Raw genomic sequence first — 20,631 nt, forward strand, 5'->3', positions numbered from 1 at the left:
TGGCGGCTCAGTGGGGAGATTTTTGTAGAGATTAGACCAGCAGCTCTCGCCTGAGCTGGTATTTCGTGATATTCACGCCGGGCTTTACTCCAATCAGGGCAGTATGGAGAGGTACTTATATGGGACTTTTTCATGGGCGGATGACCGCGCGTCAGGTTGCCCGATTCGGGAGATGCAATGCAGTCAAAAGTGAAAGTTGCGCTGTTGGCGCTACTGTTCTCAACCGGTGCACTGGCCGAAAATGACATCCGATTGCGCAACATGCAGTTGATCACCATGAGCCACAAGGCCTATCTCCAGGGGACGGGTGTGAACGTCTCGGGACAGGATCTGAAGGACGTGGCCATTGATGTCGATATCCTCAAGGCTGGCCAGGTGGTCGGCAGCCGCGTCATCGAGGCCCGAGTGATCGGTGCCGACGAGGCCTGGCGGATCTGGCTGCCCATCGACATCGCCGGTTCCGATGGTTTCCGCGTCCGCAACATCCGCTCAGCGCGTACCACCGGCGAGGACATGGCGGCGCACTGAGGCGTCTGGGCTGTCGGCACCATGCTTCGGCGGCATATGCGCCATAAGCGGTAGACAGCTCATTCACGTTGACTGGGCGAGCTGTGCGTTGAGGCTTTTTAGCGCCCGATTGGCTCGCCCAGGGCGCGGCATGCGGGGTTTCTGCGTTCGCCGTGGTGCCTTGGAGTGCTGCTCCAGGCGTTGAAACTACCCAAGGCTTTCAGCGAGAACCTGTCTCCGTATATCAAGCGCATGCCGTTTCGCGAGATAACGGCGGCTCACCTGCTGAAGTGCCTCCGACGCCTCATGGAGACGCGTAGGGCCACCTATTATGCGATTTCGCTGTGCAACTGGATGTAGCAGACGTTCCGTTATGCAGTGCGTACCTTGCGCGCAGGATACGCCCTGGCCGTAGTGCTGGCCGGCTACGGTGGGTTCCGCATCGGGTGGTTTCGGTTCGGCTGCGGCCGGCCTGGGTTCAGGTCGATAGTGCCGGCAGGATGACCAGCACGGCGCTGATGACGATGAGCAGTAGCCCGAGTTTTTCCCGGTGGGAGACCTGCTCCTTGAGCCAGTGCTGCGACAGCAGGAGGGTAAAGAACACTTCGATCTGCCCCAAGGTCTTCACCAGTCCGACGTCTTCCAGGTTGACCGCGGTGAACCAGCACAGGGAGGCGACGGAGCTGGACAGGCTGATGCGGAAGACCAGCGAGGGACGTTGCCACAACTTCACCAGCGTCTGCGGGTCGCGCAGGGCCAGCCAGCCGGTCAGTGCCGCGACCTGGATACTGATGGTCCACACCAGGGCCCAGGCGGCGGTGTGCATGAAGGGCAGCTGCAACTGGTGGCAGGCATCGCGCACCCACAGCGTGGTCAGGGCGAAGCACAGGCCGCTCGCCAGACCCAGCAGCAGGGTCGCGAGGTCCAGCGTGCCGGGTTCGCTGCGCCCCTTCATCAGCCAGACGGCCACCGAGCCGACCATGACGCCCAGCCAGCCGACCGGGCCGAGCAGGGCGCCGAAGAAGAGCGAGCCCAGTACTGCGGCCAGCAAGGCTTCGCTCTTGGCCAGGCCGACGCCCGTGGCATAGCTGCGGCGCTGGAACAGCAGCACCATGAGGGCGGTGGCGAAGATCTGCGCGAAGGCGGCGGCCGCCACGTCGAAGACGAAACGGCCGCTGAACTGCGGCAGGGCGGCGGGGGCACTGACCTGCAGCAGCACCAGGTAGAGCACGGCCAGCGGCAAGGCCCAGATGAAGCGCGCCAGGGTCACGCCCAGCGCGTTCACTTCGCGGCTGAGCTGTTTCTGCTGGGCGTTGCGCAGTGCCTGGGTGAAGGCGGCGGCCAGGGTGAAGGGGATCCAGAGCATGGAGAGACCCGTGTGCAAAAACGGTACAGGGTCTGGCTCATTCGCTCGGGCGTCAAGTCCAATGGCCGGCTGGCCAGGGCAGGTGCTCATGTAGCCGAGCATTGGGCCTTTGTCCCTGCTTCTGCGGAGTTTTCCATTTCCGTCTGATCGGTAAGGAGCACTGCTGTCGACCGAGCAGCACACGCTGGCGGACATGCCGCTCTGGATGCTGGTTCTACTCCATGGCCGAACTGTCCGGCGAGGTGTAGCGAGCGTCGTGCGGCAACCTGATCTTGAGACAGATCCCGCTGCGGGTGGTGCTGTGCTGCTCCACCGTGGCGCTGTGGGGTAACGCAGGCGGATCGGCATCGTGATTGGCGTTATCGGCGCGGATGTGGCCGGTGAGCTGTAGCGCGACGGCTGGCGAAGCGGGCGCTGGCCGATGCGCTGGACCATACGGCCAACCAGACGCGGATCGCACTGCGGGACGAGATGGAAAGCGTATTCGACCAGCTGATCCCTGCCCCTCCGAACAGGAGGCCGCTGCCCAGCTCGAACTGCTCAGGCTCCAACAGGAGGGCGCCTTCAGGAGGCTGTATACAGCCCTGCAGGTCAGGTTGGCCCAAGCTGCGGACGGCAGATCGGTAGAGGCGAGTGAGTGCGATCGCGCCGAATTAGAAATATTGAATCAAAACCTCAAAAGTAGGACGAAAGTTCTAATTGGTTCGGCTTTCTCCGGTAAATCAGCTACTTGTCAACCTTCTGCAGAGCGTACGGAGGAAGGCACTGCCTGGCTGACGGCCAGGGCTCCCCCTCCTTAAGCATAAGATGGTGATTGTTTTATTGATTCGCATCAATGGAGGCGGTAATTTCTATAAAGGGGGAGACGAAACAGCGGCGATAACAGCGCCACAACCCGTCTCGATTGAATCGACTGGTAACGACCGCTCGTCTCGCTTTGGGGGAACCGCCATGAAAAAATTCGGAATTCTAGCTCTGACCATCGGCATGCTCACCGTCGGCACCGTCAACGCCGCCGAAATCGTCCGGGAAGTGACGGACGAGACCTCCGGCCAGGCTGCGGGCAGTATGAACGGCATGATGGCCGGCGCTGTCGGCGGCCCGATCGGTGCGGTGCTCGGTGCAGGCTTTGGCGCGCTGTTCGGCGGTTCCAGTCAGAAGGCCGTGGGGGCCAGCGAGCGTATCTACCTGGTGCGTACCGACAGCGGCGAACTCAAGGAGTACCGCTCGCCGAACTACGTTTTCTCCACAGGCGACAAGGTGGTGATCTACGGCAACCGCCCGCGTCCAGACGGCTGGACCCCCGAAACCGCTGAAGACTTCGCCTACAACGGCCACTGATCCCCACGTCGGCCGATACGTCGAAACACCGAGCCCCCGCCACACCGCGGGGGCTTTTTTTTGTGCCTGCGATTCAGCGGCGGGAATTGGCTGGCAGTCGTGGTGGTCGTTGAGGATCAGGCACAGCAAAACGGGGTCATTGCCTTACCATGGACCAGCAGATGCGTGAAAATGCTTAGTGAAGTTACTTATATGAACTTTAGATAAATACTATATCTCTCCGGAGAGAATTTGGCTTGATCTAGAATTAGGGTGCGCTGCTGGCACAGCGATATCAAATAATGTCATTTTTGTCACTAAATGATATTGTATTGACAACTTTTTGCCATGATTAAATAATTTGTAATCAGACAACCAAGGGTTGGGTGTTCTGGCTGGCCTGCGCTTTTTAGAAGCTAAAAATAAAACAAGAAGAAAAAGGATGAAAAGTATGGTGGGCTGACTTATATAGAATTCAGTATTAATTGGTAAGGTGTATCATGATTCAAGGATGGATTGTTTGCGCTTTTGTTTCAATAATACTGTGTGTTGGTGGTTATTCTAGAATTGTGTGGGGTGAACTGCCAGATAAGGTTGATACTTTGAAGGTAGAGTCTCATGCAACAAGAAGCAGTATTGGTGTTGTGCCGGTTAAGTGTAGAAATTTAGAGTCAAATGTGATTTGGCAGTCGCATGCGACTGGTGGTTTTTCAAAGGCAGAACAAAGAATAAGATTTTAAATCCTTTGAATAAAGTAGAGCCATGGGAGTGCACGGAATTTGTTGTGCTTGCCTGCTTTTTTTGTCTGCTGGGCTCCTTCTGACTGGCGCTCAAACTGTGGTTTTCCTTCAAACTTACACAACGACAAACAGTGAGGCTGATTAAGCCCAGCTCGATAAGGTATTTGCTGATCGTGGACGGCCGGCATAATGCTCAGCCTCATCCGCTTGAATGCAATTGCCCTATTCGCTGGATTCAACGCTCAATCTATGAGCTAGAGCCTCTACTTCTTCGGCAGGGGCTTTTTTGTGTGCCTGCGATTCAGCGGCGGGACTTGGAGAGGCGTTCGCCGATCGCTTGTAACATGACCGGTAGGAAGTTGGAGTGGGCGCCGAAGGGGGGCGAGAGTCCAGCGGCTCAGGCTGGCCACGGACGATTGCTCGGATTCGGGCGCGGCGCTGGTACCCGGGTGAGGTTGCATATCCACGCCAGGTGTCGGGGCTTCGCTGTAGGTTCGGTCATCTCGATAATGCGGGATGGCACGCAAAAAGTCGGGTGTCGGAGTGGATGCCAAATCTGATTTTTCGAGGTAATCCCTTTTAAGATCAGTATGTTATGAATCGAAGAAAGATCATTCATGTCGATTGCGACTGTTTCTATGCGGCCATCGAAATGCGCGATGACCCGCGTCTGGTCGGTCGGCCGCTGGCAGTGGGCGGCGCGCCCGAGCGGCGCGGGGTGATCGCCACCTGCAATTACGAGGCGCGCGCCTATGGCGTGCGCGCGGCGATGCCGGCCCGCCAGGCGCTGAAGCTCTGTCCGGACCTGTTGATCGTCAGACCGCGCTTCGAAGCCTACAAGGCGGCCTCGAGGGCGATCCACGGGATCTTGCGCGACTACACCGAGTGCATCGAGCCGCTGTCGCTGGACGAGGCCTATCTGGATGTCTCCGCCAGCCCGCATTTTTTCGGCAGCGCCACGCGCATCGCTCAGGACATCCGTCGGCGCGTCTGGCAAGAATTGCGTATCACGGTGTCCGCCGGCGTTGCGCCCAACAAGTTCCTCGCCAAGATCGCCAGCGACTGGCGCAAGCCCGACGGGTTGTTCGTGATTCCGCCGACAGAGGTCGCGACCTTCGTCGCCGACCTGCCGGTGAGCCGGCTGCACGGGGTCGGCAAGGTCACCGCCGAGCGGCTCGGGCGTCTGGGCATTCGCACCTGTGCCGAACTGCGCGAATGGAGCCGGCTGGCGCTGGTGCGCGAGTTCGGCAGCTTCGGCGAGCGCCTGGGGCAGCTGGCGCGGGGAATCGACGAGCGCCCGGTGGAGGCCGACAGCCGCCGCCAATCGCTGAGCGTGGAGCACACCTACGAGCGGGATCTGCCGGATCTGGCCGCCTGCCTGGAGCGGCTACCGCTGCTGCTGGCGGAGCTCGACGAACGCCTGGCGCGGTTGGATGGCAGTTATCGGCCGGACAAGCCCTTCGTCAAGGTGAGGTTCCACGACTTCACTCAGACCACCCTGGAGCAGGCCGGCGCCGGCCGTGACCTGGACAGTTACCGGAAGCTGCTCGGCCGCGCCTTCGCCCGTGGCGCTCGGCCGGTACGTCTGCTCGGTGTCGGCGTGCGCTTGCTGGATCGACCCGCGAGGGGCGAGCAGTTGGAGTTGTTCGCCCTCTAGCCAAGCGCTTCCGGTGCGTTCGGCGGGTGTCCGACCTGCATTCAGGCGCCGAACTTCGCCTCGCCGGCCAAACGCTGGATGGCGGCATCCAGTTCGTCCAGGGCAGCGTCGGCCGCTGGAGCGTGCTGCTTGAGCAGGGTCTCGCTGTGCTGGCAGGCGGCGCGCAACTGGGGGACGCCGCAGTAGCGGGTCGCCCCGTGCAGGCGATGCACGCGCTCGATCAGGGCGGCGCGGTCGCCGTCCCGACGTGCCTGGCGGATCGCCTGGCGGTCGGCATCCAGCGAGGCGAGCAGCATGGACAGCATGTCGGCGGCCAGGTCGGGCTTGCCGGCGGCCAGGCGCAGGCCTTCCTCGGGGTCGAGCACGCTGAGATGGCCGATGGCGGCCGGCCGGACCTCGTCGATCTGGCTATCGAGCGAGCGCAGATGCAGCTTGGTCCATTTGTGCACGACCTGGGCCAGCTGGCGTTCGTTGATTGGCTTGGTTAGGTAGTCGTCCATGCCGCCCTGCAGCAGGGCGCGTCGTTCATTGGCCAAGGCATGGGCGGTGAGGGCGATGATCGGCGTATGGCGCTGTTCCGGCTGGGCGTTTTCCCACTGGCGAATCGCCTTGGTGGCCTGGCGGCCGTCCATGCCGGGCATCTGTACGTCCATGAAGATCAGGTCGAAGCGTTCGCGCTGCGCCGCTTCCACGGCCGTCTGGCCGCTGTCCGCCACGCTGACCGTGGCGCCCATGTCGTTGAGCAGCGTCTGCACCAGCAGCAGGTTGGCCGGATTGTCGTCGACGCAGAGCAGGTGTGGAGCACGGTTGCCCAGGGGGCTGGGGACCTGCTGGCCGGTCGGCTGTGGCGCGAGCATTTCGCTGAGGATGGCCTCCAGCTTGTCGCGCCGTGCCGGCTTGCTCTGCAGTTGGATCTGCGCTTCCGGCAGGGCCTCCTGGTAGAGCAGCTGTTCGGTGGTGGGGCAGAGTATCAGACACTTGCAGCCGAGCCGGTCGAGGTCGGCAACGTGCTGGGCCAGCTCCTCGGCGCCGGTGTCGCGGCTGGTCACGCCAAGTACCGCCAGGCTGATCGGCCGGTTTTCCTGGCGCGCAGCGGCAACGCCGGCCAGCAGGCTGTTCAGCTCGGAGAAGGGCAGCACCTCCAGGCCGCAGTCTTCCAGCTGGTGCTGCATCGACTGGCGGGCCAGTTCGTGCTGTTCGAGCAGGGCCAGCCGGTGACCGTGCAGGGCGGTCGGCGACTCGTCCTCGGTATGGTCGTCGAGCGGCAGGGACAGGCGGATCCAGAACTCCGAGCCCTCGCCCGGCACGCTGTTGACGCCGATCTCGCCGCCCATCTGCTCAATTAGGCGCTTGGAGATGACCAGACCGAGGCCAGTGCCGCCGGCCTGACGGGTCAGCGAGTTGTCGGCCTGGCTGAAGGCCTGGAACAGGGCGTTCAGGTCCTCCTGGGACAGGCCGATGCCGGTGTCGTGCACACTGATGCGCAGCTGGGCGAACTCCTCGCCGACTTCCTCGACCATGGCGCGTACGGCGATGGTGCCTTCGTTGGTGAACTTGATGGCATTGCTGACCAGGTTGGTGAGAACCTGGCGGAGCCTTTGGGGGTCGCCGTTCAGCGCCAGGGGGGTGTCGCGGTAGATCAGGCTGACCAGCTCGAGGTGCTTGGCATGGGCCGCCGGGGCGAGGATGGTGAGGGTGTCCTGGATGAGTTCGCGCAGGTTGAACGGCGTGTGCTCGAGGATCAGCTTGCCGGCCTCGATCTTCGAGAAGTCGAGGATCTCGTTGATGATGTCGAGCAGGCTGTCGGCGGACTTCTGGATGGTGTTCAGGTAGTCGTGCTGGCGGGGCGACAGCTCGCATTTCTGCAACAGGTTGGTGAAGCCGATGATGCCGTTCAGCGGGGTGCGGATCTCGTGGCTCATGTTGGCGAGGAACTCGGACTTGATCCGGCTCGCCTCCAGTGCTTCGCGGCGCGCCATGTCCAGCTCGATGTTCTGGATCTCGATGGTTTCCAGGTTCTGGCGAACGTCCTCGGTCGCCTGGTCGATGCTGTTCTGCATCTCCTCCTGGGCGTGCTGCATGACCTCGGCCATGCGGTTGATGCCGGCGGCCAGCTCGTCCAGCTCGTGACTGCGCAGGGGCGGCAGGCGGGTTTCCAGGTGGCCGTCGCGCAGCTGCGACACGCCTTGCTGGATGCGCCGTAGCGGATCGCTGATCGAGCGCCCCACGCGCAAGGCGAGGAGGCCGCTGATCACCAGCACGGCGAGGATCAGCGCCAGGCTGGCGAGCAGGTTGCGATACCCCTGCAGGAGGGCGCTGTGGTGCGATATTTCCAGGGCGATCCAGCCGAGCAGTCGGTCGTCCTGGGCGCTACCGCCGCCGCTGGCCAGGTTCTGATGGTAGCCGAGGACCGGCATCAGCAGGTGGGTGGCGTTTTCGTCGCGGGTCATGGTCAGTTGGGTCGGGTCCGGCGACGGCAGCGGGCCGCTGAGGCTCGGCCCGGCATGCACGATGGTTTCCAGCTTGCCGTCGAGAAAGCTCACCGCACGGATATCCGCCTGGTCGAGCACCCGATTGGCGATGCGCTGCAGACGATTGTGGTAGTTCTGTGCCAGGGACGGCGCGGCCAGCGGGGCGAGCTGCTGGACGGTCAGTTGGCCGCGCTCCACCAGATTGCCCTGCATCTGGGCCAGTTGCTGCCAGGTGAAATAACTGCCCAGGACCAGCGCCAGCAGGCTGCTGGGCAGCAGGGTGAGCATGACGATGCGGGCCTTGATGCTGAACTCGTGGAACACCCCGATTCTCCGTGAGGGATTTGGAGAACCAGTGTAACGACAGACTCCAATGGGGCAATAGAAGACGAGTTCATAGCTATTTGGAATAAGCGTGCAGCATTTCCGAATGATGGCCTGCAGCGCTTTGCCGGCTATCATAGTCGCCCCCTGTAGCCTGGACGGTTCGCCTTCCGATACGGCAGACGAGCGGCCTGTCGCAGGCCGGGCGCCGCGGCGCCCATGCAGCATGGCGGCAAGGAGGCCGTCCGGACCGAGTAGCCCTTTTCTGATTCAGGACACCGAGCGTTTCCATGACAGTGCATTTCCCCACCATCGCCGAGTGCATCGGCAATACCCCGCTGGTGCGCCTGCAGCGCCTGCCGGGCGAAACCTCGAACACCCTGCTGGTCAAGCTGGAGGGCAACAACCCGGCCGGCTCGGTGAAGGATCGCCCGGCGCTGTCGATGATCACCCGTGCCGAGCTGCGCGGCGACATCCGCCCCGGCGACACCCTGATCGAGGCGACCTCCGGCAACACCGGCATCGCCCTGGCCATGGCGGCGGCGATCAAGGGCTACCGGATGATCCTGATCATGCCGGACAACATGAGCGCCGAGCGCAAGGCGGCGATGACCGCCTACGGCGCCGAGCTGGTGCTGGTGAGCAAGGCCGAGGGCATGGAGGGCGCCCGCGACCTGGCGCTGAAGATGCAGGGCGAGGGGCGCGGCAAGGTGCTCGACCAGTTCGGCAACCAGGACAACCCGCAGGCCCACTACGAGGGGACCGGTCCGGAGATCTGGCGCCAGACCCAGGGCTCGATCACCCACTTCATCAGCTCGATGGGCACCACCGGCACCATCATGGGCACCTCGCGCTATCTCAAGGAGCAGAACCCGGCAGTGCAGATCGTCGGCCTGCAGCCCCAGGAGGGCTCGGCGATTCCCGGCATTCGCCGCTGGCCGCAGGAATACCTGCCGAAGATCTTCGACGCGAGCCGCGTCGACCGGGTGATCGACATGGCCCAGGCCGAGGCCGAGGACTGCATGCGCCGTCTGGCCCGCGAGGAGGGCATCTTCTGCGGGGTGTCCTCGGGCGGGGCGGTGGCGGCCATGCTGCGCCTGTCGCGCGAGGTGGAGCATGCGGTGATGGTGGCGATCATCTGCGACCGCGGCGACCGCTACCTGTCCACGGGTGTCTATGATCAGCCATAAGCCGGTCCCTGCCTCTTGGCAGGGCAGCACTTCACGCGAGGTCCTCTGCCGTGGCTAGACGCACTACCGGGCTGCGCTTCCAGCCCAGCGGTGGCGCCCGCTCGGCGCCCCTGCAGGTGGGCAGGAAGCAGGTTCTGAGCATCGAACGCCTGGCCCACGACGGCCGTGGCATTGCCTTCGTCGACGGGCGCACCTGGTTCGTTTCCGGCGCTCTGGCCGGCGAGCAGGTCGAGGCTCGCGTGCTCGGCGCGCGCAACCGCATCGTCGATGCCCGCGCCGAGCGCATCCTGACGGCCAGTCCGCTGCGCCGCGCCGAGCCCTGCGCGCAGGCCGGACGTTGCGGCGGCTGCACCCTGCAGGCATTGCCGCATGCCGAGCAGCTGGCTCTCAAGCAGCGCACTCTTGCCGAGCAGCTGGCGCGCTTCGCCGACCTCGCACCGGAAGAATGGGCGCCGCCGTTGGTCGGCCCGGAGTTCGGCTACCGTCGGCGGGCGCGCATCGCGGTGCGTTGGGATGCCGCCGCCGGCCGGCTGGAGGTGGGCTTTCGCGCCGCGGCCAGTCAGGCGATCGTCGCCATCGACGACTGCCCGGTGCTGGTACGCCCGTTGCAGTCGATCCTGCACGCTCTGCCTACGCTTCTGCATGGCCTGGCGCGGCCCCAGGCGCTGGGCCATGTCGAATTGTTCCATGGCAATACAAGCGCCATTCTGGTGCGCCATACTGCGCCCCTTGCGGACGACGACCTGCAGCGCCTGCGTGCCTTCTGCGGCGAGCACGCCGCCCAGCTCTGGCTGCAGGGCAAGGGCGAGCCGCAGGCGGACGCGCCGGAAGCCGCGCTGGGCTACCGGCTGGAGTCATGGGGGCTCGAGTTGCACTACCGCCCCGGCGACTTCGTGCAGGTCAATGCCGCGGTGAACGAGGCGATGATCGCCCAGGCCCTCGACTGGCTGGCCCCACGGGCGGAGGAGCGGGTACTGGATCTGTTCAGCGGCCTGGGCAATTTCGCCCTGCCGCTGGCGCGGCGGGCGGGCGCGGTGGTGGCGGTGGAGGGCGTGGCGGCGATGGTCGAGCGGGGCAGGGAGAACGCGGCCGGCAACGGCCTGGGCAACCTGCACTTCTGCCAGGCGGATCTGTCGAAACCGCTGGCCGAGGCGCCCTGGGCGACCGCCGGCTTCTCGGCGGTCCTGCTCGACCCGCCGCGCGACGGCGCGCTGGAGGTCGTGCGGCAGATGGGCAGCTTGGGCGCCAAGCGGGTGCTATATGTTTCCTGCAATCCGGCGACCCTGGCGCGGGATGCTGCGGAGCTGGCCGGTCAGGGCTACCGGCTGCGGCGTGCCGGCATTCTCGACATGTTTCCGCAGACCGCGCATGTCGAGGCCATGGCGTTGTTCGAGAGGGGGCCTGCCGCGCGCTGAGGTGGAGCGCCGCGGCTCGCCGGGCAGGGATGGCTGCATTTTTAGTTTCCAGGCAGCCCGATCCGGCTGATGTTGATGCGGCATGAAATACATGCTGGGGGAAAGGTAGATACATGGTACAGGTGAGAGCGCAGCAGCCGGTCAACACCGACGGAAGCATCAATCTTGAAGCCTGGCTGGATCATGTCCTGAAGATGGACCCGGCCCTGGATCGCGAAGCGCTGAAGAAGGCCTGCGAGTACGCCCGCGAGGCCGAGCGGCAGGCCCGGCCGGATCCGGGCATCCCGGCGGTGGGCACGTCCAGCTTCCTGGTCGGGCTGGAGATCGCGGAAATTCTCGCCGATCTCAAGCTGGATCAGGACTCCCTGGTCGCCGCGGTGCTCTATCGCGGTGTGCGCCAGAAGCAGATCGTCCTCGAGGAGGTGCAGCGGCGTTTCGGCCAGGTGGTCGCCAAGCTGATCGAGGGCGTGCTGCGCATGGCGGCGATCAGCGACAGCCTCAACCCGCGCGAGTCCCTGATGCTGGATGCCCAGACCCAGGTGGAGAACCTGCGCAAGATGCTGGTGGCGATGGTCGACGACGTGCGCGTCGCGCTGATCAAGCTGGCCGAGCGCACCTGCGCGATCCGCGCGGTCAAGCACGCCAGCGAGGAGCGCCGCCAGCGTGTCGCCCGCGAGGTGTCCGCCATCTATGCGCCGCTGGCCCACCGTCTCGGTATCGGCCACATCAAGTGGGAGCTGGAGGACCTGTCCTTCCGTTACCTGGAGCCCGAGCAGTACAAGCAGATCGCCAAGCTGCTCCACGAGCGCCGGCTGGATCGCGAGCAGTTCATCGCCAAGGTCGTCCAGGAGCTCAAGGACGCGCTGGCCGGCGCCGGCATCAAGGCCGACATCAACGGCCGGGCCAAGCACATCTATTCGATCTGGCGCAAGATGCAGAAGAAGGGCCTGCAGTTCAGCCAGATCTACGACGTGCGCGCCGTGCGCGTGCTGGTCCCGGAGGTGCGCGACTGCTATACCGCCCTCGGCATCGTCCACTCGCTGTGGCGGCACATCCCCAGGGAGTTCGACGACTACATCGCCAACCCCAAGGAGAACGGCTACCGCTCGCTGCACACCGCGGTGATCGGTCCGGATGGCAAGACCCTCGAGGTGCAGATCCGCACCCATGCCATGCACGAGGAAGCCGAGCTGGGCGTCTGCGCCCACTGGCGCTACAAGGGCACCGACGTCAAGTCCACCTCCAGCCATTACGAGGAGAAGATCGCCTGGCTGCGCCAGGTGCTCGAATGGCACGAGGAACTGGGCGACATCGGCGGCCTGGCCGAGCAGCTGCAGGTCGACATCGAGCCCGACCGGGTCTACGTGTTCACTCCCGACGGCCATGCCATCGACCTGCCCAAGGGCGCCACGCCGCTGGATTTCGCCTACCGCGTGCATACCGAGATCGGCCACAACTGCCGCGGCGCCAAGATCGACGGGCGCATCGTGCCGCTCAACTACACCCTGCAGACCGGCGAGCAGGTGGAGATCATCACCGGCAAGAACGGCGCGCCGAGCCGCGACTGGCTGAACTCCAATCTCGGCTACGTCGCCACCTCGCGCGCCCGGGCGAAGATCGTCCACTGGTTCAAGCTGCAGGCGCGCGACCAGAACGTCGCCGCCGGCAAGGTGCTGCTCGAGCGCGAGCTCGCGCGTCTCGACCTGTCGCCGGTGGATTACGACCGGCTGGCGGAAAAGAGCAACCTGAAGACCGCCGAGGACCTGTTCGCCGCCCTCGGCGCCGGCGACCTGCGCCTGGCCCATGTGGTGGGGCTCGCCCAGCAGCTGGTCGAGCCGGAGCGCAGCACCGAGCAGCTCGAGCTGATTCCGCGCAAGGCCGGCACCTTGCACAAGCCGGGCAGGCGCGACGACATCCAGATCCAGGGGGTGGGCAACCTGCTGACGCAGATGGCCGGCTGCTGTCAGCCGCTGCCCGGCGATCCCATCGTCGGCTACATCACCCTGGGGCGCGGGGTCACCATCCACCGCCAGGACTGCGCCAATGCCCTGCAGCTGGCCAGCCGCGAGCCGGAGCGGATCATCCAGGTCAGCTGGGGGCCGGTGCCGGTGCAGACTTATCCGGTGGACATCTTCATCCGCGCCTACGACCGTTCCGGTCTGCTGCGCGACGTGTCCCAGGTGCTGCTCAACGAGCGGATCAATGTGCTGGCCGCCAATACCCTGTCGAACAAGGAGGACAGTACCGCGCAGATGGTCCTGACCATCGAGATTCCCGGGCTGGCCGCTCTCGGCCGGCTGCTGGCGCGTATCGCCCAGTTGCCCAACGTGATCGAGGCGCGCCGCCACCGTGCCGTTTCCTGACGACCGGGGCCGGCAGCACCTGCCGGCCGTCCGGATAGGCCTGCTCCGCAGCATGTAGAATAGAATTATTCGCATTTTGCTGGGCCAATGAATGACTGCCTTTCCCAATTGCCAGATCCTGGCCATCGAGGACGATCCCCTGCTGGGCGTCCACCTGAACGAGCACTTGGCGCGTCAGGGCTTCGCCGTCACGCTGTGCGGCGATGGCCGCGACGGCCTGGCGCTGGCCAACGAGCGCGATTTCGACCTGATCCTGCTGGACATCCTGCTGCCCGGCCTCGACGGTCTCGAGGTGCTGGCTCGCCTGCGCCTGCGCCGGCACGTCCCGGTCATCCTGATCTCGGCGCTGGGCGACGAGCGGGATCGCATCACCGGCTTCAGCCGCGGGGCCGATGACTACCTGCCCAAGCCTTTCGGCATGGGCGAGCTGCAGGTGCGCATCGAGGCCATCCTGCGGCGCATCGCCTACGAGCGTGGCCAGCCGCTGCCGGCGGCCAGTTCTTCGCTGCACTTCGACGAAGGGCGCTGCGACATTCGCCGTGGCGACGCCTGGGCCGGGCTGACCCTGACCGAGTACCGTCTGCTGGAAACCTTCGTGCGCCATCCGGAGGAGGTGCTGAGCAAGCCGTTCCTCTACCAGCAGGTGCTGCGCCGCGGCTATTCCCAGCATGATCGGAGTCTGGACATGCATGTCTGCAACATTCGCCGCAAGCTGGCCGACCTCGGCCTGCAGGGGGTCCGGCTGGAAACCATCTGGGGCAAGGGTTATCTGCTGAAGCAGGTCGGTTGAGTGCCGGGCCGTCATTCGCTGTTCTGGCGGCTGGCCGCGCTGCTGGTGACATTCTGCCTGCTGGTGATTTCCCTGAGCGGCTCCTGGGGAAGCTGGATCGATCTGCGGACCTCCTACCTTTCCGGAGAGGCCCGCCGGACCCTCCTGGGCTACGCCGACGAGGCCGCGCACGTGGCCTGGGAGGGACCCGAGGCGGTGGATGCCTTTCTGCTCGACCTGAAGCGCCGGGAGCCGGGGCCGGCCGATCTGCTGGACGGCTACCTGCAGCCCCTAGGGAGCCGGCCGCTGATCGAGGCCGGGCAACTGACCTTCATGCGCCAGCTCGACTGGCCGATGAGCCGGCGCAGCCAGAAGCTTCCGCTGATCGCCCTCCCGCTGGCCGACGGCCGCGGCTATCTGGTCATCCAGCTGCCCGAGCGCCATCGCCCCGGGCGTTATCGCCTGCTGCTCCGGGCCGTGATCCTCTATCTGATTCCTGCTGGGCTGGTCCTGCTGTTCTGTATCGGTCTCTACCGGGTGCTGATCGCACCGCTGGCACGCCTGCGCGAGCTGGCCAATGCCCTGCACGCGGACAACCTGGATGCGCGTATGGATCCGCGGGTCGCCCGGCGGCGCGACGAACTGGGTGAGCTGGGACGCGCCTTCGATCACATGGCCGGGCGCCTGGAGGAGTCGCTGGGCCTGCAGCGCCAGCTGCTGCGCGACCTGTCCCACGAGCTGCGTACTCCGCTGAGCCGCCTGCAGGTGGCCAGCGAGGCCGGACTGGACGGCGCTGAACTGGAGGAGCGGGTCCGCCGCGAGGTCGAGGTCATGCGCACCTTGGTGGACGGCACCCTGGAGCTGGCCTGGATGGACACCGAGCGTCCGCAGCCGCTGCTGGAGCCGGTGGAAGTCGCCGCCCTCTGGGAGATCCTCTGCGAGGACGCCTGTTTCGAGAGCGGCTGGAACCCGCAGCGTCTTCCCTGCCGGCTGCCGCCGGAATGCCGGGTCCTGGGCAATCTGAACGGGCTGGCGCGGGCGCTGGAAAACATCCTGCGCAACGCCATCCGTCATTCGCCGGAGGGCGGCTGTGTCCGTCTGGACGGCTGCCGCGAGGGCGACCACTGGCTGCTGTGGGTCGAGGATCAGGGGCCCGGGGTGGCGGAGGCCGAGCTGGAGCGCATCTTCCAGCCCTTCACCCGGCTCAACGCCGCCCGTCCCGGCGGCGACGGGTTCGGCCTGGGCCTGGCGATCGCCCGCCGGCTGATCCGTCAGCAGGAGGGGCGACTCTGGGCGGAAAACGCTCATCCGGGGCTGCGGATGATGCTGCGTCTGAAAATGTATAGTTCGTAAATGATCTTTACTATCAAATAAGAATAAATGGCATTTGTCTCAGCTTTGTCGCATGCCGCCTCTTCGGGATCGAGAGTCCGGTCGGGCCGGGCCTCGGAGCCTTGCGTTCCGTCGCTGCCGTTCGATTCCGCTCCGATGGCCGGCGCGCCCATGCGTAGAGGTGAGGTAAAGGCATGTACTCGTGTTTCAGGCTTGCACATCTGTCCCTGGCATTGCTGGCGGTTTCTTCATCCTCTCTGGAGGCGGAGGAGGTCGCCGAGGAGGGCTCCCAGGACGGCGGCGCCTATCAGGAAGGCGAAGGGAACGTCCTCGAACTGGACGACGTGCTGGTTACCGCCGAGCGAGAGCTGAAACAGGCCCCCGGCGTCTCCATCATCACCGCCGACGACATCAGGAAGCGCCCGCCGGTCAACGACCGTTCCGACATCATCCGCAAGATGCCCGGCGTCAACCTCACCGGCAACAGCGCCAGCGGCCAGTACGGCAACAACCGGCAGATCGACATCCGCGGCATGGGTCCGGAAAACACCCTGATCCTGATTGACGGCAAGCCCGTGCGCTCGCGTAACGCGGTGCGCATGGGCTGCAGCGGCGAACGCAACACCCGTGGCGACACCAACTGGGTGCCGGCGGAGCTGGTCGAGCGCATCGAGGTGCTGCGCGGTCCGGCGGCGGCGCGCTATGGCTCGGGCTCCATGGGGGGCGTGGTCAACATCATCACCAAGGCGCCGACCGAACAGGTGCACGACTTGCTTTCCTGGTACGCCAACAGCCCGGAAAGCGAATACGAGGGACAGACAACTTCAGCCTGAGCGGCCCCATGCTCAAGGGGCTTTCCTACCGCCTGAGCGGCAACCTCAACAAGACCGACGCCGACGATCCGGGTCTGAACAGCGCCTATACGACCGGCACCACTCCGCCGGCCGGCAAGGAGGGGGTACGCAACCGCGACCTCAACGGCCTGCTGCGCTGGGATCTGAACGCGCAGCAGACCCTCGAGGTCGAGGGCAGCTACAGTCGCCAGGGGAACATCTACGCCGGCGACCGGGCCGTCAGCTCGACGGGCTCAACGCTGCTGAACGAGCTGATCGGCCGGGAAACCAACGTCATGTACCGCCGTGCCGGCTCCATCACCCACCGCGGCAACTGGGACTGGGGCAGCTCGCAGCTGGTCTTCTCCTACGAGAACACCCGCAACCGGCGCCTCAACGAAGGGCTGGCCGGCAGCTCGGAGGGCAGCATCAACACCGGCGAGGTGTCCACCTCCGAATACGACAACTATGCGCTGCGCGGCGAGCTGAACATTCCCTTCACCTTCGGTTTCAGCCAGGTGGCGACGCTGGGCTTCGAGTACACCAAGGAGGTGCTGGACGATCCCTTCTCGATGAGCCAGAGCACCGCGGCCGGCGGTGCGCTTTCCGGAGTCGGCTCCGGCAGCCGCGACAGCGAGGCGACCAACGAGAACGTCGCCTTCTTCGCCGAAAGCAACGTCCAGCTGACCGACCGCTGGACCCTGACGCCCGGCCTGCGCTTCGACAACCACACCCAGTTCGGCAGCAACTGGAGCCCGAGCCTGAACACCTCCTACCAGCTGACCGATGCCGTCTCGATCAAGGGCGGTCTGGCGCGGGCCTTCAAGGCGCCCAACCTGTACCAGTCCAACTCCAACTACATCTACTTCACCATGGGCAACGGCTGCCCGGTCGACTCGCCGAGCCTGGGCGGCGGCTGCTACGTGCAGGGCAACGACAGCCTGGATACGGAAAAGAGCTGGAACTTCGAACTGGGCGTCGCCTACGACCAGGCCGGCTGGAATGCCGGGGTGACCTATTTCCGCAACGAGTACGAGGACAAGATCGAGGCCGGTCTGAGCCCGGTGGCCACCACCAGCGGCGGCACCCAGGGCGGGCTCGGTCAGGTCCTCATGTGGGAGAACGCGCCCAAGGCGGTAGTGGCCGGCTGGGAGGGCACCCTGAACGTCCCGCTGCTGGGCTTCGAGGGCGACATCCTGAGCTGGAACACCAACTTTACCTACATGATCGAGAACAAGAACAAGAAGACCGGCGAGCCGCTGTCGGTCATTCCCAAGTTCACCGTCAACTCGATCCTCGACTGGCAGGCCAGCGCGGCGCTCAACCTGATCCTGAGCATGATCCTCTACGGCTATCAGGACCCGCGCCGGCTGAGCACCACGGGGGCCGCGGAGGAGGGCGAGGCCCTCAAGCAGCGCGGCGGCTACACCCTGTGGGCGATCAGCGGCAACTACGAACCGGATAAGCACTGGAGCTTCGGGGCAGGTATCAACAACCTGTTCGACAAGGAGCTCAAGCGCGAGGGCACCAACTCCGGCAACGCCGGGGCGGCCAGCTACAACGAGCTGGGCCGGGCCTATTACGCCTCGGCCAAGTTCTCCTTCTGACCGTCCGCGGGAGCCGAGCAGCCATGCCGCAAGACACCGGCTACGTACTGGACGAGCCCTATCCCCACCATTTACAGCGCGAGTCGACGCCGCTCTGGCTGTCCTTCGTCGCGACGGCGCTGGGGATCGCGGCGCCGGACATCGCCCGGCCCTATTCCTGGTGCGAGCTCGGCTGCGGCCAGGGGCTGGGCGCGGCGCTCAACGCCGCAGCCAACCCCCAAGGGCGCTTCGTCGCCGTCGACTTCAATCCGCGGCACATCGCCCACGGCCGCGCCCTGGCGCAGCCCTCCGGGCTGGACAACCTCGAATTCGTCGAGGCCGACTTCGCCTCCCTGGCCGGAATGGCCGAGGTACAGGGCGCGCAACACGACTTCATCGTCCTTGGCGGCGTCTACTCGTGGGTCTCCGAATCCGACCGCGAGGCGTTGCGCCGCTGCGTGCGCCACTGGCTCAAGCCGGGCGGCATCCTCTATCTCGGCTACATGTGCCAGCCCGGCATGGCCTTCCTGTCCGCACTGCAGCGTTTCCTGCGCTGCCATGGCGAGTCCGTGCCGGGCGACTCGCTGGCCCGGCTGCAGGCCGGCCTGGGCCTGCTCGGGCGCATGGAGCAAGGTGGTGCCGGCTTCTTCCGCGAGCATCCGGCCGCGGCGAGCTATCTGGCGGCGGCCCGGCGGGAAGATCCGCGCCAGCTGGCCCACGAGCTGCTGAACGCGCACTGGGAGTCGCTGCAGGTGGCCGAGGTCATGGAGGCGCTGTCCGCCTGCGGCTGCGAGTATCTCGGCAGCGCCACGCCGCTGGAGAACATCGATGCGCTGTCCCTGCCGGTCAATCTGCTGCCCCTGCTGAGCGAGCTGCGTACGCCGGCCGCGCGGGAGACCTTCAAGGACCTGGCGCGCAACCAGTCCGAGCGCCGCGATCTCTACCAGCGCGGCGTGCGCCGGCTGGACGGGCAGGCGCAGCGTCAGGCGCTGCTCGACCAGGTGCTGACGGCCCTGCCGGGAGCGCTGCAGGGCGGCGGCATCGTCTTCGACACCCGCATCGGCCCGGTTCAGGGGCAGGCCGGCCTGTTCGCTCCCCTGCTCGAAACCCTGGCGGCCGGCCCGTGCTCCTTCGCCGAACTGGCCCGCCTGCCGGCGCTGCAGGGGCAGATCGATCTGATCAGCCCGGCCCTGCAGATGCTCGCCTGGGCCGGGCACCTCCATCCACTGCTGCCGGGCCAGGTCGCGGTCGAGCGTTGCCGGAGCCTGAACCGCGTGCTCTGCGAAGGCGCCTTGCAGGGCACCCGTTACGGCCACCTGGCCGCTCCCAGCCTTGGGGGCCGCGGTGGTTGCGGACCGCCTGCAGAGGGTCGCCCTAGGGGTCCTGCTGGAGTATCCGGGCATTTCCGGCCGGCTGCTGCACGAGACGGTCCGGGCCCTGCTGGCGGATGCCAGCGGCGCCGGGGAGGCCGACCTGGAGCGGCGCCTCCTAGACTTCGAGGCCGTCGTGCTGCCGTGCTGGCGGCAGATGGGAATGCTGGACGCATGAACTGTACGTTGCCCGCGATTGCGTTCTTCGTGCTGGGCTGGCTGGCCTGGCTGCGGCGGACCCTGCGCGCCGCCGGCTAGCTGGCGCTGGGGCTGGCTTTCCAGGCCTGCGTTCTGGTCTGGGGCTCGGCTATGGGGCCGGTCGGCTGGTTCGGCCTGGTGTCCCTGACGGGCTTCGCCCTGGTGCTGCTGCCCCATGCGCCGCGACTGGCGCTCTGGCTGCCGGCCGGGGGCGGGCGGCTCTGGGCGGTTTTCCTGGGCACCGGTCTCTGGCGTGGCGAGCCGTTCTGAGTCCCTGGCGGCAGCCGCGGCGGGATCGCGCTATGCTCGCGGCTTTCGCACCCGGACCGGACAGGGAGACTCCATGTATCGACTCGACGACCTGCTGCATCTGATGACCCGCCTGCGCGATCCGCAGCATGGCTGCCCCTGGGACTTGCAGCAGTCCTACGCGAGCATCGTTCCGCATACCATCGAGGAGGCCTACGAGGTCGCCGATGCCATCGAGCGCGGCGATTTCGAGCACCTGCCGGGCGAGCTCGGCGACCTGCTGTTCCAGGTGGTCTACTACAGCCAGCTGGCGCGGGAGGAGGGGCGTTTCGACTTCGCCGCAGTGGTCGACGGCATCACCCGCAAGCTGATCCGCCGTCACCCCCACGTGTTTCCCGACGGCGACCTGTACGGTACGCCGGACCAGCCGAAGCTGGCGGAGGCGGCCATCCGCCAGCGCTGGGAAGAGATCAAGGCCGAGGAGCGGGCGGAGAAGGCCGCCGCGCCCGAGCAGCTGTCTTTACTCGACGACGTGCCGCAGGCCCTGCCGGCTCTGTCCCGCTCGGTCAAGCTGCAGAAGCGCGCCGCGCGGGTCGGTTTCGACTGGCCGGAGGCGCTGGTGGTGGTCGACAAGCTGCGCGAGGAGCTGGACGAGCTGCTGGAGGCGATGAGCGAGAGCGATCCGCAGCATATCGCCGACGAGCTCGGCGATGTGCTGTTCGCCGCGACCAACCTGGCGCGGCATCTCGCGGTCGATCCTGAGGCCGCTTTGCGCGGCGCCAACGGCCGGTTTGAGTGGCGTTTCCGCTTCATCGAACAGGCCCTGCGTGCCGACGGCCGTAGTCCGGAAGGATGCAGCCTGGACGAGTTGGAAGCCTTGTGGGTGGCGGCCAAGCGCGCCGAACGCGACGGGCCGAGCTGCGCCTGAGGCCGTGCGGGCT

General features: G+C 65.6%; 13 protein-coding genes and 1 pseudogene. 12 read left to right on the forward strand and 2 right to left on the reverse strand.

Annotated elements, in window-relative coordinates; genetic code table 11:
* Positions 1-177: 177 nt before the first annotated feature.
* Positions 178-528, forward strand: a complete 351-nt coding sequence (locus tag Atro_RS19510) for an FxLYD domain-containing protein (RefSeq protein ID WP_497924936.1) — start codon at positions 178-180, stop codon at positions 526-528.
* 457 nt (positions 529-985) lie between these two features.
* Here Atro_RS19510 and Atro_RS19515 read toward each other — a convergent pair whose 3' ends face one another.
* A complete protein-coding gene (locus tag Atro_RS19515; protein ID WP_497924938.1) occupies positions 986-1,873 on the reverse strand; it encodes an EamA family transporter in 888 nt (295 codons plus the stop codon).
* Between the two features lie 951 nt (positions 1,874-2,824).
* On the opposite strand from Atro_RS19515, the gene Atro_RS19520 reads away from it, so the two are divergent.
* Both Atro_RS19520 and dinB read left to right on the forward strand, forming a co-directional pair.
* Positions 2,825-3,214, forward strand: a complete 390-nt coding sequence (locus Atro_RS19520) for a hypothetical protein (protein ID WP_497924940.1) — start codon at positions 2,825-2,827, stop codon at positions 3,212-3,214.
* Between the two features lie 1,314 nt (positions 3,215-4,528).
* Positions 4,529-5,590 carry a DNA polymerase IV gene (gene dinB, locus Atro_RS19525; RefSeq protein ID WP_497924942.1) on the forward strand — a complete coding sequence of 354 codons (1,062 nt, stop codon included), beginning with the start codon at positions 4,529-4,531 and terminating at the stop codon, positions 5,588-5,590.
* A 41-nt stretch (positions 5,591-5,631) separates the two neighbouring features.
* On the opposite strand, the gene Atro_RS19530 is transcribed toward dinB, so the two are convergent.
* Positions 5,632-8,385, reverse strand: coding sequence for a response regulator (locus Atro_RS19530; protein WP_497924944.1), 2,754 nt, complete (start codon positions 8,383-8,385; stop codon positions 5,632-5,634).
* A 290-nt stretch (positions 8,386-8,675) separates the two neighbouring features.
* Between Atro_RS19530 and cysM the strand changes: the two genes are divergently transcribed.
* The 9 genes and pseudogenes from cysM to mazG all read left to right on the forward strand — a co-directional run bounded on the left by cysM (position 8,676) and on the right by mazG (position 20,618).
* Positions 8,676-9,575, forward strand: a complete 900-nt coding sequence (cysM, locus tag Atro_RS19535; protein ID WP_497924946.1) for a cysteine synthase CysM — start codon at positions 8,676-8,678, stop codon at positions 9,573-9,575.
* A gap of 50 nt (positions 9,576-9,625) precedes the next feature.
* Entirely contained in the window at positions 9,626-10,990 is a 1,365-nt protein-coding gene (gene rlmD / locus Atro_RS19540) for a 23S rRNA (uracil(1939)-C(5))-methyltransferase RlmD (RefSeq protein ID WP_497924947.1), read from the forward strand.
* A gap of 113 nt (positions 10,991-11,103) precedes the next feature.
* On the forward strand, positions 11,104-13,353 hold the full coding sequence (relA, locus tag Atro_RS19545) for a GTP diphosphokinase (RefSeq protein WP_497924949.1): 2,250 nt from the start codon (positions 11,104-11,106) through the stop codon (positions 13,351-13,353).
* A 91-nt stretch (positions 13,354-13,444) separates the two neighbouring features.
* Positions 13,445-14,143 (forward strand): response regulator transcription factor, encoded by a 699-nt coding sequence (locus Atro_RS19550; protein WP_497924951.1) that lies wholly within the window; start codon positions 13,445-13,447, stop codon positions 14,141-14,143.
* Positions 14,144-15,475, forward strand: a complete 1,332-nt coding sequence (locus tag Atro_RS19555) for a sensor histidine kinase (RefSeq protein ID WP_497924953.1) — start codon at positions 14,144-14,146, stop codon at positions 15,473-15,475.
* A gap of 173 nt (positions 15,476-15,648) precedes the next feature.
* Positions 15,649-17,894: pseudogene (locus Atro_RS19560) on the forward strand (TonB-dependent siderophore receptor).
* Between the two features lie 23 nt (positions 17,895-17,917).
* Positions 17,918-19,501 carry a class I SAM-dependent methyltransferase gene (locus tag Atro_RS19565; RefSeq protein WP_497924955.1) on the forward strand — a complete coding sequence of 528 codons (1,584 nt, stop codon included), beginning with the start codon at positions 17,918-17,920 and terminating at the stop codon, positions 19,499-19,501.
* 12 nt (positions 19,502-19,513) lie between these two features.
* Complete coding sequence (locus Atro_RS19570; RefSeq protein WP_497927713.1) at positions 19,514-19,711, forward strand: hypothetical protein; 198 nt, start codon at positions 19,514-19,516, stop codon at positions 19,709-19,711.
* Positions 19,712-19,784: 73 nt separating this feature from the next.
* Entirely contained in the window at positions 19,785-20,618 is an 834-nt protein-coding gene (gene mazG / locus Atro_RS19575; protein WP_497924957.1) for a nucleoside triphosphate pyrophosphohydrolase, read from the forward strand.
* Positions 20,619-20,631 lie beyond the last annotated feature (13 nt).

The organism is Azotobacter tropicalis, from assembly GCF_059739045.1.